Below are 16255 nucleotides of genomic sequence, written 5' to 3' on the forward strand. Positions count from 1 at the left end.
AAGCAGCCCCGGCCATCTATGCGAAAACGCTGAAAATCCAGGGGCTGCTTGGCAGCCCTTTCGCGGCGCGAGGCCGCTCCTACAGGGGGCTGGATCAGATCATTTCCTCGGCGCCCTTGCCGCCGAGCACGATTTCGCCCGCCTCGGCCATGCGCCGTGCAATGGTGAGGATCTCCTTCTGCGCCGTTTCCACGTCGCTGACCCGCACCGGGCCCTTGGCCTCCAGGTCGTCACGCAGCAGCTCCGAAGCACGCTTGGACATGTTGCGGAAAATCTTGTCCTTGACCTTCTCGTCGGCGCCCTTGAGCGAAACCACCAGCACGTCGGAGGACACCTCGCGCAGCAGCGCCTGGATGCCACGGTCGTCGACGTCGGCCAGGTTGTTGAAGACGAACATCAAGTCTTCGATCTGCTCGGACAGGTCGCCATCGATCTCGCGGATCGAGTCCATCAGCTGACCTTCCACGGAGCTGTCCAGGAAGTTCATGATGTCGGCCGCCCGCTTGATGCCGCCCAGGGTGGTGCGCGCGGCGTTGGAGTTGCCGGAGAACTGCTTCTCGAGAATCTGGTTGAGCTCCTTGAGCGCCGCCGGCTGCACCGTGTTGAGCGAAGACACGCGCAGGATGATGTCCAGGCGCACCTTGTGGTCGAAATTGCTCAGCACCTCGCCGGCCTGGTCGGGGTCCAGGTAGGCGACCACGATCGCCTGGATCTGCGGGTGCTCGTAGCGAATGACGTCGGCCACGGCACGCGGCTCCATCCACTTGAGGCTGTCCAGGCCGCTGGTGTTGCCACCGAGCAGGATGCGGTCGATCAGGCCGTTGGCCTTGTCCTCGCCCAGGGCCTGGTTGAGCATCTTGCGGATGTAGCCGTCCGAACCCACGCCCAGGCTGGTCTGGTCGCCGACGATCTCGACGAACTCGCTCATCACCTGCTCGACCTGCTCACGGTGCACGTTGCCCATCTGCGCCATGGCCACACCGACCCGCTGCACTTCCTTTGGCCCCATGTGACGCAGCACCTGGGCGGCGTCGGTCTCGCCCAGGGACAGCAGAAGGATCGCCGCCTTGTCGACGCGGCTCAGCTTGGCGGTAACGGCTCGGTTGTCACTCATCGGCGTTGATCCACTCTTTCACGACCTGGGCCACGCGGCCCGGGTCTTCGGCCACCAGGCCTTTGATTGCGTTGAGCTGTGCTTCGTAGCCCTCGCTGGGGCTAGGCAACAGAATGCTTTGCGGGCCACCGAGGGTGACGCGGTCGTTGGCCAGTTCGCCATCCAGACCGATCATCCCGCCCAGCTCCATGTCGCTGTCGGTGGCAGCGGCCTGCTTGCCACCGCCGGTGATGTTGTTGAGCACCGGGCGCAGCACGCCGAATACCAGCACCAGGATAAACACCACGCCCAGCACCTGCTTGACGATGTCCCAGAACCACGGCTGCGAGTAGAACGGAATGTCGGCCAGCTCCACACCACGGTCGGCGGAGAACGGCACGTTGACCACGGTCACGCTGTCGCCGCGGCTGGCATCGAAGCCGACCGCGTCCTGCACCAGGCGAGTGAAGCGCGCCAGGTCTTCGGCGCCCCAGGGCGCACGGGTGGTCTCGCCGGTAGCGGCATCGACCTTGACCTGGTCGTCCACCACCACCGCCACCGACAAGCGGGTCAGGCGCCCTTGTTGCTGGCGGGTATGGCTGATGGAACGGTCCAGCTCGAAGTTCTTGGTGGTCTGTTGACGTTTGTCGGCCGGGTAAGGCGCGAGCATCGGCTGGCCGGTGGCGGGGTCCATGATCTGCTGGCCATTGGCATCGACCAGCGGTTGCCCAGGCTGGATCGCGCCCGCAGGCGGTGCGGCGGCCGTGGCGTTTTCAGGGGCCGCGGCACCGGCCGGCGGCTGGTTGCTCAGGGCACCCGGCACACCTTGCGGCGGCTGGCTGCTGGTGCGCTGCTCGTTCACCGACTGCTCGCTGCGCAGGGCCGGCTGGTCGGGGTTGAACTGCTCGGAGGTGGACTCCACCGCGCTGAAGTCGACGTCGGCGGACACCTCGGCCTTGTAGCGGTCGTTGCCCAACACCGGCTGCAGGATGTTGTGCACGCGCTGGGTAAGCATACCTTCCATGCGGCGGCTGTAGTCGAACTGCTTGCCGGCCATGGTCAGGGCGGTGTCCTGCAACTGTTCGGACAACAGATTGCCCTTCTGGTCGACCACGGTGACCTGGGACTTGTCCAGCTCCGGCACACTGGTGGCGACCAGGTTGACGATGGCCATCACCTGCCCGGCTTCCAGGGCACGGCCTGGGTACAGCTCGACCAGTACCGATGCGCTGGGCTTGCGCTCGTCACGCACGAACACCGAGCTCTTGGGGATTGCCAGGTGCACGCGAGCGGCCTTGACGTTGTTCAGGCTCGAGACTGTACGCGCCAGTTCGCCTTCCAGGCCACGGCGGTAGCGGGTGGCCTCCATGAACTGGCTGGTGCCCAGGCCTTGCTCCTTGTCGAGGATCTCGAAGCCGATGTTGCCATCGCTGGGCGCAACGCCTGCGGCCGCGAGCTTCATGCGCGCGCGGGACAGGTCGTCGGCCTTGACCAGCAAGGCACCAGAGTTGGGCTCCACGCGGTAGCCGATATCGGCCGAGGCCAGCGTATCCATGACCTGCTTGGCATCCAGGCCCGCCAGGCTGCCGTACAGCGGCCGGTAGTCCGGTTGCTGCGACCAGAGCACCACGGCAAAGCCGATCGCCACGCTGGCGGCCAGCCCGACCAACAGACCGACCTGCCGCAGCATGGGCATCTGCGAGATGTTTTCCAGGAACGCCATGCCGAACAGCGGCGGCTTGGCCGCTGGCGGACCGCTCTTGGCGGGGGCGTTATCGACGACTGCTTCGGCCATGACTCACCTTGCCCTCAAACCGGCATCTGCATGATGTCCTGGTACGCCTGGACCAGTTTGTTACGCACCTGGGTCAGGGCCTGGAACGATACGGAGGCTTTCTGCGAAGCAATCATCACGTCGGTCAGGTCGACACCGCTCTTGCCGATCTCGAAGGCGTTGGCCAGCTGGGTAGAGGCCTGCTGGGTCTCGTGCACCTTGCCGATGGCCTGGCCGAGCATGTCGGCGAAGCTGCTCTGGCCCGGGGCCAGCTCCGGCGCGGCAGCGATCTTGGGCTGGGACATGGCTTCGGCCTGCATGGCACGCATGTCCAGCATCAGACGATTGAATTCAACACCTTGGGTCATGGATTTCTCTCTCCGGCGGCCGCATTTTTTTGACGCTCATGCAGCGAATGGGCTGGAACTAGCAACAAGAGTGCCAGCCCTGCAAAACTTCCAGCGGCAAGCTGCAAGTAACCTCCTCGACTCCGAGGGCAGCACTGCACCCGTGGGAGCCGGCTTGCCGGCGATTGGGCTGCGTAGCAGCCCCAATGTGCTTGCTTGCGGCTTATGGCTCAGCCGTACAGGCTGGCCTCGACGTCGAACCCGGCATCACGCATCTGCGCCAGCTTGTAGCGCAGGGTACGCGGGCTGATTCCCAGCCGTTCGGCGGCCTCCTTGCGCCGGCCCCGCTCGGCACGCAGGGTGTCGATGATCATCTGGAATTCGTGGCGACGCATGTCATCGCCCAGCCCGCCCCGCTCGGCAGGCGCTTCGTTCACGGCGTGCGTCGGAGTAGGCAGGGGCGCCGACAGGGGGATGACACCCGCCAGACAGAAATCCGCCGCCTCGATCACCCCGCCCTGCTGCAGGATCAAGGCCCGCTGCAGGGCATTGTCCAGCTCGCGCACGTTGCCCGGCCAGGCATGCCCCTGCAGGCAGGCCCGCGCCTCGGCCGACAAGCGCACCGGGGCATGTTTCATCTTCGCCACGTGGCGTGCCAGCAGGCGCTCGGCCAACGGCAGGATATCGGCGCTGCGCTCGCGCAACGGGCGCCAGGCCAGCGGGAAGACCGACAGGCGATAGTAGAGGTCTTCACGGAAACGCCCGGCGGCCACCTCGCCTTCGAGGTCGCGGTTGGTAGTGGCCAGCACGCGGATGTCCAGGGTAATCGGCTTGCGCCCCCCCACCCGCTCGACCTCCCGCTCCTGCAGCACACGCAGGAGCTTGGCCTGCAGGCCCAGGGGCATTTCGGAAATCTCGTCGAGCAGCAAGGTGCCGCCGTCGGCCTGTTCGAACTTGCCCGCCTGGGCGGCGATGGCACCGGTGAAAGCCCCTTTCTCGTGGCCGAACAGGGTCGCCTCGAGCATATTGTCGGGGATCGCCGCGCAGTTGATCGCCACGAAGGGCTGCGCTGCACGGGGCGATTGCTGGTGGATGTAGCGTGCCAGGACTTCCTTGCCGGTGCCGGACTCACCAGAGATCAGCACGGTGGAATCGCTGCGCGCCACCCGCGCCGCCAGCTCCAGCAACTGCCGGCTGGCCGGCTCGCAGGCCACCGGCCCCTCTTCATCCGCACCGCCCACGCGGCCGGCAGCGTGACGCTCCACCAGGCTGATCAGCGCCTTGGGCTCGAACGGTTTGACCAGGTAGTCGACGGCTCCTTGACGCATAGCCTCGACTGCCCGTTCCACGGCCGCATGGGCCGTCATCAGCAGCACCGGCAGCTGCGGATGCAGGCTGCGTAGCTGCGCCAACAACTGGTGCCCATCCATGCCCGGCATGTTCACATCACTGACCACCAGGCTGAATGCCTCGCCGGCTACCGCTTCGAGCGCTTCTTCGCCACTGCCCACGGCGCGGTAGGTGAAACCGCCGATTTCCAGGGTATCGCCAAGCGCCTGGCGTAGGACACGGTCGTCCTCCACCAGCAGGACCTTCACAGCCATTACACGACCTCCCGTGACCGACCGTCGATCAACGGCAACACCACTTGCACGCAAGTGCCGCGTCCGACCTTGGAGCGAATGCCCAGGTTGCCCTGGTGCGCACGCATCACAGCCTTGACCACTGCCAGGCCCAAGCCAGTGCCGGTGGTCTTTGTGGTGAGGAAGGGTTCGCCCAGGCGTGCCAGCAGGTCGGCATCGATGCCGCTGCCGGCATCGCTGACGCACAGGTGCAAGGCCTGCCCACGGCGATACAGGTGGACCTTGAGGCGCGCCGGACCCTGGCTGGCCTGCAAGGCGTTCTCGATCAGGTTGAGCAGGGCACCGACCAGGGTGTCGCGGTTGCACAGCAGCTCACCCAGATGGCTGTCGCACTGCCAGCGCACCGCATGCCCCTGGACATGGGCCTGAGCTGCCTGTTGCAGGGCCTGGAACAAGGCCTTGGGGCTGATGCGATCACCCAGCGGCAGCTCGCCACGGGCGAACACCAGCATGTCGCGGACCTGGTGCTCAAGCTCATGCAGGCGCTCTTTGAGGTTACCGGCAAAGCGTTGCCGGGTTTCCTGCGGCAGCTCCTTCTCGCCATCGGCCAGGTGACTGGCATAGAGCATCGCCGCCGACAAGGGCGTGCGAATCTGATGGGCCAGGGAGGCGACCATGCGCCCCAGGGACGACAAGCGCTCGTGGCGCGCCAGCTGGTCTTGCAGGCGACGGGTTTCAGTCAGGTCGTTGAGCAACACCAACTGCCCGGGCTCGGCATCCAAAGAACGGGTGGCGATGGACAGGCGTCGGCCATCGCGCAGGGAGACTTCGTGACCGTCATCCTTGCGCGGCGCGAAACTGCGCGCGATCACCTGCCGCCACAGCTCACCCACCAGCGGTTCGCCGAGCAGCTCGCAGGCGGCCGGGTTGGCCTCGCGCACGTAGCCCTGGGCATCGATCACGATCACCCCGCCGGGCAGTAGGTCGAGCAGGTTCTGCAAGCGATTGGCCAGGCGCTCCTTCTCGTCCAGCTCGGCCATGCGCTGGGCGCTGACCACCGCCAACTCGCCCTTCAGTTCGCTGACGCGCGCTTCGAGCAAGCTGTAGGACTCGTTGAGCTGGCTGGACACCTGGCTGAACAAGGCAAACGCCTGCTCCAGGCCCTGGCGGCTGGCCTGCTCGACCGGGCTGCGCCCGTGCGGGTCGGGAATTCGGGAGATGTGGGCGGCCTGGGGCATCGTGCTCTCTCGCGTGGCTGACCGTCATAAAACCGGTATGTTGCCAGCGATGTAGCAATAGGCGTGCCGGGTATGCTTCCCCGGGACGCCCTGCTCTGCCCCTATCGCCGGCAAGCCGGCTCTCATAGAACAACGCATAACTATTTGATTTTGCGGGTCCTTGTGGGAGCGGGCTTGTCCCGCGATCAAGGGCGAAGCCCTTGCCAGGCGACGGTGATATCCGGCCCGGCCCAATCGCGGGACAAGCCCGCTCCCACAGGGGGGCGGCGCTAACCGCTTGTTCTCTGCGCGACAGCGCAGCCCGAAGGGCTGGGTAATCTCCCACAAGGTTCAGCGTGTTCGGCCTCTGTGGGAGCCGGCTTGCCGGCGATAGGGCTGCACAGCAGCCCTGATTATGCAGAAGCAACAGGCGTCAACCTTCCGCCTGGTCGTCCCCTTCTCGGCGGCTCATGCCGTACTTGCGCATCTTCTCCACCAGCGTGGTGCGGCGGATACGCAGGCGCTCGGCGGCCCGCGCGACGATGCCGTTGGCGTCGTCCAATGCCTGCTGGATCAACCCCTGTTCGAGATTGCCCAGGTAATCCTTGAGGTCCAGCCCTTCAGGCGGCAGCATCGCATGGCTGGAGAAGCCCGGTGCATGGCCGTTGATCGCCGCCCGCTCTTCGAGGTCGCTGCGCAGGCTGTCGACCAACTGCTCGTCCTCGTCATCGACGTAGCGGAATTTCTTCGGCAACTCGGAAACCCCAATCACCCCATACGGGTGCATGATCGCCATCCGCTCGACCAGGTTGGCCAGCTCGCGCACGTTACCCGGCCAGCCATGGCGGCACAGGGACATGATCGACGCCGAGTTGAAGCGGATGGAACCGCGCTTCTCGTGCTCCATGCGCGAGATCAGCTCGTTCATCAGCAGCGGAATATCCTCGACCCGCTCCCGCAGCGGCGCCATCTCGATGGGGAAGACATTCAGGCGATAGTACAGGTCTTCGCGGAAAGTACCCTCCTCGATCATGGTCTCGAGGTTCTTGTGGGTCGCCGCGATGATGCGCACATCGATGCTCTGGGTCTTGTTGCTGCCCACCCGCTCGAAGGTGCGCTCCTGCAACACGCGCAGCAGCTTGACCTGCATCGGCAGCGGCATGTCGCCGATCTCGTCGAGGAACAAGGTACCGCCGTTGGCCAGCTCGAAGCGCCCCGCACGACTGGTGATCGCCCCAGTGAAGGCCCCCTTCTCGTGGCCGAACAGCTCGCTCTCGAGCAACTCGGCCGGGATCGCCCCGCAGTTGACCGGCACGAACGGCGCTTCACGACGCTTGGAGTGGTAGTGCAGATTGCGCGCCACCACTTCCTTGCCGGTACCGGACTCGCCGAGGATCAGCACGCTGGCATCGGTATCGGCCACCTGCTGCATCATCTGCCGCACATGCTGGATGGCCCGGCTGGTGCCCACCAGGCTGCGGAACAGGTTCGGTTCGCGCTGGCGGCCACGCTCGCGGGCCTGGTCGTACATCTCGCGATAGACCTGGGCACGGTGCAGCGAATCGAGCAACTGGCTATAGCTCGGCGGCATCTCGAGGTTGAACAGAACGCGACGGCGCAGGTCTTCCGGGAACTCCGCAGAAGAAATTTCACCTAAAAGCAGAACCGGAAGGAACTCATCCCAGGTTGCCACTGTCTTAAGGAGCCCCAGCACACCGCCTGGAGCATTCACGGTCCCGATCAACACGCACAACACGTCGCGACTCGAAGACAAAGACTCTACCGCCTGCTGCCAATCTTGGCTGGAGCAGGAGAGGTTTTCTTCGCCTAGAAAATTCAGGACCACCGCCAGATCGCGGCGGCGTTCGCTGTCGTCATCGATCAGGAGGATCTTGGTTTCACGCCACATGCGTTAGCAACTTCCCTAGTCATTTCGTCGCCCGAGGGCGTGCTCGACATCATTCCGACTGAATGATCAGTGCTCGGACGTCTGAATTTGCGAAAACAGTCACTAGTTAAGTCAAAAAAGAGCACACAGTCAAATTAATGGCGCGTGTTTTTTTGTACCGTCCAGCGTCAGCTGAACAGATGGTATACCTTTGCGGCGCTCTTCGCCTGACGAATCTGTGTCAATTCATCGACCAGAGATTGACGTTCGCCACTTGCAATATCAATAAGTTGGCGATAAACCCCAAGCAATTGCTCTAGACTGCCCTTCACGGCCGCCTCGTCGACCCGCGCTTCAGCCAGCACATCATCGACACACAGCCGGCATTCGAGGTCCAGTTCCCCGATCGCATCCCAATCCCGGCTCGCCAACGCCGCGAGCAGCGCTTCACGGGTCTGCTCGATACGCTCGATCACCTGGCTCATCGCAACCTCCAAAAATCAGACGGACGGTGACTCGTCGCCAATCGCATCCCAGCCTTCCTTGACGGTGATCAGCAGGCGTGCCACTTCATCGATGATCGCCGGGTCGTTCTGCACGTTGGCCTCGACCAACCGGCGGCTCATGTAGGTATACAGGCTATCCAGATCGGCAAGGCTATCGCCGTGGTTCTCCAGATCCAGACCTTCGCGCAGACCACCGATGATATCAATGGCCTTGCCGATCAGGATGCCGCGCTGGGCAATGTCGTTACGCGCCATGGCGCCCTTGGCCTGGGCCAGACGGTCGAGGCCGCCTTGCATGAGCATCTGCACCAGACGATGCGGGCTGGCCTCGGAGGTCTGCGCCACACTATTGACTTTCTGGTACTGCCGAAGGGCCAACATCGGGTTCATGGATCTACCTCGTTGCAGCGAAAAGGTTGCGTATACCTATGTATCGTCGGTTCGTCAAAAAACTTTAGCGGGGAAGCAAAAAGCCCGGCGCATCAAGGTGATGCTACCGGGCTTTCAAAGTCGATCACGTCGAATCAGGACTTCTTGGCCTGGGCGTTGATGGCTTCGAAGATCGAGGTGATTTGCTCGGCCTGGGCTTTCATCTTGCCCAGTGCGGCATCCAGTGCCACATATTTCTTGGTCAGGGACTCGGTCAGGGACTCGGTACGGCGATCCAAGGCAGCCTGCTGATCGGCAAGGTTCTTGGCGGTCTTGTCGAGATTGGCCTTGCGCGTCGCCAAACTACCATCGGTCGCGTTGTAAGGATCGATGGCCTTGTTCATGCGCTCGAAAATACCATCGGCACCTGTGAACAGCTCCTGCACCTCAGGGCCCAGCTTCTTCTCGTCCATCGCGGCCGTGAACTTGACGCTGTTGAACTCGAGTGTACCGTCTTTTTGCGTGTTGATGCCCAGCTGGCTCAAAGTGGTAAGCCTGTCCCCGGCACCTACTTCGCTCAGTACCTTGCGTATATCCCCCAGCAGCGACCGGGTGGTCGGGTCGTTGGTGAGGGGCCCCAGCACGAGCTTGTCGTTTTCATCACGACTGGTGGAAGTCAGCGAGGTGATGGCTTTCTGCAAAGTGTTGTAGGCATCGACAAACCCCTGGATCGACTTCTTCAACCCTTCGTTATCCGCCGATACCGTCAGCGCCGTTGGCGTAGTAGTGCCATCGGCAGCCTTGGCACTTACACCGGTAAGTTCGAGCGTCATGCCGCTGATGGCGTTGCTTACCGTGTTGCTTCCACTCTTGATGGTCAGCCCATCGATCGTCAGTTCGGCGTCTTGCGCCTTGGCGGTGATGTAGCCAGCTCCGCTTCCAGACAGCTGGGTTGTGCCATCGATCTGCAGCTCGGGGATACCGCTCAGGCTGATATCGGTATTGGCACCGGTGGTCGTCGAACTCAGCACGAGACGGGAACCGCCCTCCTCGTTGATGATGTTCGCCGAAATACCATTGACCCCCATCTCCTTATTGATCTGGTCGCGCACACTTTGCAGCGTCGCACCGGCCGCAACATTGAGATCGTAGGTCTTGCCGCCTTGGCTGATGGTCAGGGTGCCTTCGGAAATGGCGCTTGTGGCGCCGCCGGCAAACTGCTGGCTCGCCACCTTGGAGCTGGTGGCCAGTTGCTTCACGACAATGTCATAGCTACCGGCAACCGCGGTATTGCTCGAGGTCACCTTGACCACCGCCTCATTGGCAGACTTGGCCGCATAGGCATTGAACGAGGGGGCATTCTTGTCGTTGAGTTTCTTCATGGCATCCTGGAACGCCGTGAGGGCACTGCGCAGCGAGCCGACGCCAGAGATCATCGCACTGTTGTTGCTGGACTGACGGGTGATTTGCGCCTGCTTGGCAGCGGTGTCCGCTCCAACCAGAGCCTTGACCAGCGAACCAATGTCCAGACCAGAACCCAGGCCAACACTCGAAGTAATTGGGCTTGCCATGCTCTTATCCCTCTCGCTAACGCGTCAGATCATGCTCCTGCAAGCCTGACATGAAACCATGGTCACTGCTGCCGAGGATCAAGCCTTGGCGTCGAACAGGACACTTTTGACATCGCTCAGACTGTGGGCGATCCGCAGGGCCTCTTCCGAGGGAATCTGCCGAATCAGCTCGCCACTTTCGCTGGCGACGACCTTGACCACGATCTTGCCGGATTCCTCGTCGGTCGAGAATTCCAGGTTACGCCGGGTCTCTTTCAGAAACTTTTCGATCTCGGCAACGGCGCTCTTGACCTCGTCGGCGCTCTGCACCTCGACCGGCTCGCGCTTGCTGCCTTCATCCTTGACTTCAGCCGACCGCACCAATGGTTTGTCGACAGCCTGCTCAGCCGAACGCGCAGGTTGATAGGACAGGTTCAGCTTGACGCTCATGTCCATGTCTGCTCCCTCACAATGAAAAGGCGGGGAAGTGCCTCGAGCGCACTCCCCCGCCGACACCTGTCAGGCAGATTAGCCCAGCAGCTTCAGGACTGCCGATGGCAGCTGGTTGGCCTGGGCCAGAACCGAAGTCGAGGCCTGCTGCAGAGTCTGCTGCTTGGTCAGCTGGGCAGTTTCGGCAGCGAAGTCGGTGTCCTGTACGCGACCACGAGCAGCTTCAGCATTCTCATTGACGTTTTGCAGGTTGTTGATGGTGCTGGTCAGACGGTTCTGGGCAGCACCCAGGTCAGCACGGGTGGTGTTGATGCCCTGCAGTGCATCATCGATGGAGGTGATCACGGCTTGGAAGACAGCGTCGTAATCAGAAGACGCCATATCGGACGCCGACATGGCAATAGTAGAGTTTGCGCTCAGAGCAGACAGAACACCGCCAGACGAGTTATCAACTGCTGCACTCAGAGTGATCTCAATCTGGTTATCAGTACTACCATTAGAACCCACCTGGAAGGTCATGACCCCAGCATCGCCGTTCAGCAACTTTTTACCGTTCAGTTCAGTACTTGCAGCAACGCGATTGATTTCCTCCAGCATCGACTTGAACTCGCCATCCAGCGCGGCACGATCCTTGAAGCTGTTAGAATCGTTTCGAGCCTGCAGGGCCAGTTCGCGCATACGCTGCAGCATGTTGGTCTGCTCTTGCATCGCACCTTCAGCGGTCTGGGCGATGGAGATACCGTCGTTGGCGTTCTTGATCGCCATGGTCTGGCCACGAATCTGCGAGGTCATGCGGGTAGCGATCTGCAGGCCAGCAGCGTCATCTTTGGCGCTGTTGATTTTCAGGCCGGAGGACAGGCGGCTCATCGAAGTGGCCAGCGCATCGGAAGCACGGTTCAGGTTCTTCTGAACGCCCAGAGAGGTGGTGTTGGTGTTTACAGTCAAAGCCATGACGAATTCCTCGTTGGATTGGGTACTACGGCTTCCGGCCTTGGCAATTCGCCGGGTGCGGCACAGAGAACCTTCGTAATAGTTATCGTCGTCAGGGCCGTTTGCTTTAGCGGATTTTAGAAAAAAATTACTGGCACCATGCCAGCCCAATAAAATCAAGGAGTTGACGCCAAAAGACCGCCGCATCCTCCCCATATGAATTAGCGGGCACCTTTGTAGGCGCAACTGAAAAACAAACGCCGCCAAGCGGCGGCGTTTCATGCGGCGATGAAACAGTCAGTCACAGCGCTCGATGATGGCAGAGCCCCACGACAGCCCGACACCGAAGCCACTCAGCGCGACGCGCTTATGCTGTGAGCCGAGCACGTGCTTTTCCAGCAGCAAAGGAATGCTCGACGACACGGTGTTGCCAGTCTCGACCATGTCCTTGACAAATTTCTGCTTATGCTCACCCTCGCCGAAGCGCGCTGAAACAGCATCGACGATCGCTGCACTGCCTTGATGCAAGCAATACAAGTCGATATCTTCCGCTTTGAGTTCGCTGGCCTCCAGCAATTGCAGCAGGTGAGCAGGCACCTTGACGAGTGCAAAGTTGTAAACCTGGCGACCATTCATAAAGAACTTGCCGTCAGTGGTGCGCAGGTGCTCAGCACCCGCACCATCGCTGCCAAACAACGATTTACCCAGCTGCCAGGCAGCCCCATCGCCCATCCAGGTAGCCGTGGCCGCATCGCCAAATAGCATGGTGGTATTGCGGTCTTCAGGGTCGACGATCTTGGAGTAGGGGTCGGCGGTAATCAACAGGCCGTTCTTCAGGCCTGCCGCCTCCATAAAGCCTTTCATCGCATACAGGCCATAGACATAGCCAGAACAACCCAACGAAATATCGAATGCGGCAACAGCGGTCGACAAGCCCAGCTTGTGCTGAACGATAGCAGCAGTGTGCGGCAGCCCTTCAGCATCACCGTTCTGGGTCACGACGATAACGGCATCGATAGCAGCCGGGTCGAGCGATGGATTGGCAGAAAATAGGTTTTTTGCGGCTTGCACGCACAGGTCGGAGGTTTCCTGAGCATCATCTTTGCGCGGCAGGAAGGTCGAACCGATCTTGCCAAAGATGAAATCCTGGTCTTTGCCAAATTTTGCGCCTTGGGCGTAGTTGTCTACCCCTTCAGCCGGCACGTAACTGGCGATACTTTTAATGCCAATCATATGGCTTCCCAATTCTGAAAAAGCAAAATGCCCGCTGAGCACCATGAGCGCTTGCCGGGAAGGCACACCTTCTGGCAACGCGGTTCATTGGCTCAGCCGTTCCCGGTTGCGGCAATCATAACAGTGAAGATGCTTGCCGTGACTTCCGAGTCACGTGCTTTTGTCGAATCCTGGCAAAGGCAGTCGCACCCTGCTGGCCAGCCAAAGCGCGCTCAACCTGTAAATTGGGTGTAGCGCAAGATCAAGGGGAGCACTTCAAGCCGATCGCGATTACCTGTTCCCCCCGCGTCAGTTGACGACTGCTCTGAGGCAAGGCGTCCTGCGCAGGCACGCCTAGGTCTATTCCTACCACCACGACCCTGCAATCGACAGCAAAGTCGCGGCTAGGGGATCACAGTCACTGCTTCAATACCCATATCCCCTCTGAGCGTCCTGTGACAAATATGCAGACTGAACTTCGACGCAGCGAGTGCATCTGCAAGCCCGATTTGGTCAAAAGCTTTAACCCCTTCCCTTAACCGACTCACAAGCCCACAAGTAACTCGAATAAGATTCATGTGGCATCTGTCAATGAAGGCTGCATTAGATTACAAGGCTGCTAGCCAGATCGCCCCAGCATCAGGCTTCACCCCGTCATCGAAAGCGCGCCCAGTGAAAGCCTGCGGCCAACGCTCACTTAGCACCTGAGCGACTTGTGCGTCACAAACCGGCTCGCGCTTGACCAGCACCTGCGCCTGCGGCGTCCAAACCACCATCAAACCTACATCCTGCACACGCAGAGCAAGATCGATATCGCCTCCCGTCATGCCCTGCATCCCACCCACTTGTTCGAACAACTCCTTGCCCAACATCAGGCAGCCGCCCGAGACGGCAGAGCAACTCCGAACCGATTGCTGCCACAACTGATTTGCTCTCAACCATGGTTGATGCACCCTTGGTCCAGCGAGCAATTGATAGCCTGCATGAGCCAGCGCTGCATTCGAATCGTACAGGGCTCCACCAACGACCCCCACTTCCGGGCGCTGGACCTCGTTGAGAAGGCCTTCGAGCCAAGCCGGGCTCATCACCTCCCCCGTTTCGGAGAACAACACCAGGTACTCGCCCCGAGCCTGGCTCGCGGCCAGATTCAGCAAGTCATCATGCGAAGCGTCAGGCTTGCCCGTGAGCAGCCGCACTCGGCTGCCTTCGCCTTGGAGCGCTTCGCCTTCGGAGCGTTCAGCATCACCCGCGCAGGCTACCAACACTTCATAGCGCGGGTAACGGGTGCGCTGCACAATACTGGCCAAGCAAGGCTGGAGCGTGGCAAGGCCGTCCGTGCTGGCGATCAGAATGCTGACCAACGGCGTAGTTCCGTGACGGTAATCCATAGCCAAGCCCGCCCCACCCCGTTCACTGACATGAGCACGGTAACCTAGCTGCCTGAGGTGCCGCTCCAGAACGGTAACGGCCTCTTGGGTCATGGTTTCTGGTGACTGCTCGCCCAGTACCAGGTAGTCATCCAGATGGGCCAGGCTGGCCATACCCCTAGCTTCCAGCAAGCGCAGCAGCAAGTCGAACTCCAGAGCTTGACGCTGGCTCTCGCTGTATCCACCTAATTCAAGCACCGCCTGGCGCCGCACGAGCCAGTGTCGCGACATCAACCTGGGCTGACTGCGCAGCAGGTCCAGGTCGGCACCTGGACGCGCCACATTGTGCAGCCGCCCCTGCTCATCGCGCTGTACTTCATGGGCGCAAATGGCCTGACACGCAGGCGACTGGCGCAGTTCCCAAAGCAGATGCAGGAGCCCACCGACAAGCAATTGTTCACCAGCATGCAACAGCATCAACCACTCGCTTGGCAATTGGCGAACGACCTGATTCAGGTGAGCTACCCAGTTATCGGGCGTAACCTGAACGAAATGCAATGTGTCTTGAGGTGTAGTGATCACCAGCGGTTTGCCAGCCTTGAGGACCCACAGCTTGAAGTTGCGCACGCCACTGGCCAGCAGGCTATCGAAAGTAGCTTGCAACCCGACATCATCATTGGCCAGGTCCAACACCACGAAAGCGACCTGTGGCTGGGACTGCGCCAGTTGGTCCAGCACTCGCTGCCGAGCATCGGTGTCCGGGGTCATGGTATCGAGCAACTCGAGCAGCTGGCCTGACGGGGTAGCGGCCAGTCCCTGCTCAGGAGAAAGCGCCGGAACCTTGGCCAAGCGTTGGCACCAGTCCTGAAGTTCACGTGCAGGACGTGCATCGCTGTCTGCGACCAGTGAACCCTCCAAGCGCAGGCAAACTTCACGGTTGAACAGACCCAACGCCAGCGCCTGCCAATAACGCTGCTGCAAACTCGCGGGTGTATCGTTGGCATGCACCGTCAACAACTCGCGCTGACGCACCCAGGCGCCTTCCAGGCTCCGATAATGCTGCTCTCCAGCAGGCCAGGCATGACACAGGAACTCCAATTCGACCAAACAATCGAACAACGCACTGTTGTAATACGGCAACGCTACATACTGCTGTGGTGCAAACACTCGCTCAGGCGCAGCCGTGACACTTCTCCAAGCAGACGTGAACAACAATGGCTCTTCGGATGCGCCATATGTGCCGCGCACGAACCGGTTGAGCAAGTCGAAGTCGTCGCTGCAAAGGCCTGCCCCCGCCGCATCCCATTCACGCAGCGTGCGTACCGCCAATGTCAGTCGCTCCTCCAGCAAGGCTGCAGACAATGGGCACTCCACATACTCAGTCACTGCATCGGTTTGCTCGAGTCGCTCTATCTCGCCATGCGTCAGCAACGCATACGACAACGCCAGGCGCCAGGTCGGGAAATCCACCGACTCCGGCAGGAGGGGCAAAACAGCCTTCAGAGCCGATACCCGTAACACGGCACGCCAAGCCGGCTGAGCAGCTTCGGTATAGCGTTGCAAACGGCCATGGGCACTCTGCTCAGCCGAAGGCAACAGTGCCGAGCCGATCTTGTGATAGGTAAACTCGCAATTGCCTGCGGTATAACCCAACGCATACCCTTGCGCACCGATTGCCTGGGGAGCCGCTTGCAAATGAGCAGCTGCGTTATCCAAAGCCACCGGCAGAATGAAGTCAGCGTCCAGGCTCAGCACCACCAAGGGCGTAGTCACTTGATGCAATGCCTGTAACAACCGCTGCCGGCACACCTCACCGGTGCTGCCGGCTTGCAACGACTCCAGCGCCACGCAAGGCACGTCTACCTGGCTGTAGTAATAATGCGCGCGTGCACGGGTGTCGGCTTGTTCGTGGCCGAGCAGGAGGACGGTTACATCGCTGCGTGTCCCGGTAGTGATTACGCTCATAAAG

13 protein-coding genes are annotated in these 16255 nt (G+C 61.2%); all 13 read right to left on the reverse strand.

Going from position 1 to position 16255, the window contains the following annotated elements:
* Nucleotides 1–94: 94 nt before the first annotated feature.
* A complete protein-coding gene (gene fliG, locus IRZ56_RS10790; RefSeq protein WP_196144930.1) occupies nucleotides 95–1114 on the reverse strand; it encodes a flagellar motor switch protein FliG in 1020 nt (339 codons plus the stop codon).
* Nucleotides 1107–2888, reverse strand: coding sequence for a flagellar basal-body MS-ring/collar protein FliF (gene fliF, locus IRZ56_RS10795; protein ID WP_196144931.1), 1782 nt, complete (start codon nucleotides 2886–2888; stop codon nucleotides 1107–1109). The genes fliG and fliF overlap by 8 nt, the downstream gene beginning before the upstream one ends.
* 14 nt (nucleotides 2889–2902) lie before the next feature.
* Complete coding sequence (gene fliE, locus IRZ56_RS10800) at nucleotides 2903–3235, reverse strand: flagellar hook-basal body complex protein FliE (RefSeq protein WP_196144932.1); 333 nt, start codon at nucleotides 3233–3235, stop codon at nucleotides 2903–2905.
* Between the two features lie 209 nt (nucleotides 3236–3444).
* Nucleotides 3445–4818: a sigma-54-dependent transcriptional regulator gene (locus IRZ56_RS10805; protein ID WP_196144933.1), complete on the reverse strand. Its 1374-nt coding sequence runs from the start codon at nucleotides 4816–4818 to the stop codon at nucleotides 3445–3447.
* Nucleotides 4818–6035, reverse strand: a complete 1218-nt coding sequence (locus tag IRZ56_RS10810; RefSeq protein ID WP_196144934.1) for a sensor histidine kinase — start codon at nucleotides 6033–6035, stop codon at nucleotides 4818–4820. The genes IRZ56_RS10805 and IRZ56_RS10810 overlap by 1 nt, the downstream gene beginning before the upstream one ends.
* 412 nt (nucleotides 6036–6447) lie before the next feature.
* On the reverse strand, nucleotides 6448–7923 hold the full coding sequence (fleQ, locus tag IRZ56_RS10815) for a transcriptional regulator FleQ (RefSeq protein ID WP_196144935.1): 1476 nt from the start codon (nucleotides 7921–7923) through the stop codon (nucleotides 6448–6450).
* Nucleotides 7924–8090: 167 nt separating this feature from the next.
* Nucleotides 8091–8387 (reverse strand): flagellar protein FliT, encoded by a 297-nt coding sequence (locus IRZ56_RS10820; protein ID WP_196144936.1) that lies wholly within the window; start codon nucleotides 8385–8387, stop codon nucleotides 8091–8093.
* Between the two features lie 15 nt (nucleotides 8388–8402).
* Entirely contained in the window at nucleotides 8403–8798 is a 396-nt protein-coding gene (gene fliS / locus IRZ56_RS10825) for a flagellar export chaperone FliS (RefSeq protein WP_196144937.1), read from the reverse strand.
* A gap of 134 nt (nucleotides 8799–8932) precedes the next feature.
* Entirely contained in the window at nucleotides 8933–10348 is a 1416-nt protein-coding gene (gene fliD / locus IRZ56_RS10830) for a flagellar filament capping protein FliD (protein WP_196144938.1), read from the reverse strand.
* A gap of 78 nt (nucleotides 10349–10426) precedes the next feature.
* Nucleotides 10427–10783, reverse strand: coding sequence for a flagellar protein FlaG (locus tag IRZ56_RS10835; protein ID WP_196144939.1), 357 nt, complete (start codon nucleotides 10781–10783; stop codon nucleotides 10427–10429).
* A gap of 72 nt (nucleotides 10784–10855) precedes the next feature.
* Nucleotides 10856–11728, reverse strand: a complete 873-nt coding sequence (locus tag IRZ56_RS10840; RefSeq protein ID WP_196145023.1) for a flagellin domain-containing protein — start codon at nucleotides 11726–11728, stop codon at nucleotides 10856–10858.
* A 276-nt stretch (nucleotides 11729–12004) separates the two neighbouring features.
* Nucleotides 12005–12940: a ketoacyl-ACP synthase III gene (locus IRZ56_RS10845; protein ID WP_196145024.1), complete on the reverse strand. Its 936-nt coding sequence runs from the start codon at nucleotides 12938–12940 to the stop codon at nucleotides 12005–12007.
* A 587-nt stretch (nucleotides 12941–13527) separates the two neighbouring features.
* On the reverse strand, nucleotides 13528–16251 hold the full coding sequence (locus IRZ56_RS10850; RefSeq protein WP_196144940.1) for a glycosyltransferase: 2724 nt from the start codon (nucleotides 16249–16251) through the stop codon (nucleotides 13528–13530).
* Nucleotides 16252–16255: the final 4 nt, after the last annotated feature.

The sequence above is a fragment of the Pseudomonas guariconensis genome (assembly GCF_015680235.1).
In the GTDB taxonomy this organism is placed as follows: Bacteria; Pseudomonadota; Gammaproteobacteria; order Pseudomonadales; family Pseudomonadaceae; genus Aquipseudomonas; species Aquipseudomonas guariconensis_A.

Excerpts from the sequence above, each read along its gene's own strand:
- fliG (WP_196144930.1), bottom strand. The coding sequence starts at position 1,114 with ATGAGTGACAACCGAGCCGTTACCGCCAAGCTGAGCCGCGTCGACAAG.
- fliF (WP_196144931.1), bottom strand. The coding sequence starts at position 2,888 with ATGGCCGAAGCAGTCGTCGATAACGCCCCCGCCAAGAGCGGTCCGCCA.
- fliE (WP_196144932.1), bottom strand. The coding sequence starts at position 3,235 with ATGACCCAAGGTGTTGAATTCAATCGTCTGATGCTGGACATGCGTGCC.
- IRZ56_RS10805 (WP_196144933.1), bottom strand. The coding sequence starts at position 4,818 with ATGGCTGTGAAGGTCCTGCTGGTGGAGGACGACCGTGTCCTACGCCAG.
- IRZ56_RS10810 (WP_196144934.1), bottom strand. The coding sequence starts at position 6,035 with ATGCCCCAGGCCGCCCACATCTCCCGAATTCCCGACCCGCACGGGCGC.
- fleQ (WP_196144935.1), bottom strand. The coding sequence starts at position 7,923 with ATGTGGCGTGAAACCAAGATCCTCCTGATCGATGACGACAGCGAACGC.
- IRZ56_RS10820 (WP_196144936.1), bottom strand. The coding sequence starts at position 8,387 with ATGAGCCAGGTGATCGAGCGTATCGAGCAGACCCGTGAAGCGCTGCTC.
- fliS (WP_196144937.1), bottom strand. The coding sequence starts at position 8,798 with ATGAACCCGATGTTGGCCCTTCGGCAGTACCAGAAAGTCAATAGTGTG.
- fliD (WP_196144938.1), bottom strand. The coding sequence starts at position 10,348 with ATGGCAAGCCCAATTACTTCGAGTGTTGGCCTGGGTTCTGGTCTGGAC.
- IRZ56_RS10835 (WP_196144939.1), bottom strand. The coding sequence starts at position 10,783 with ATGGACATGAGCGTCAAGCTGAACCTGTCCTATCAACCTGCGCGTTCG.
- IRZ56_RS10840 (WP_196145023.1), bottom strand. The coding sequence starts at position 11,728 with ATGGCTTTGACTGTAAACACCAACACCACCTCTCTGGGCGTTCAGAAG.
- IRZ56_RS10845 (WP_196145024.1), bottom strand. The coding sequence starts at position 12,940 with ATGATTGGCATTAAAAGTATCGCCAGTTACGTGCCGGCTGAAGGGGTA.
- IRZ56_RS10850 (WP_196144940.1), bottom strand. The coding sequence starts at position 16,251 with ATGAGCGTAATCACTACCGGGACACGCAGCGATGTAACCGTCCTCCTG.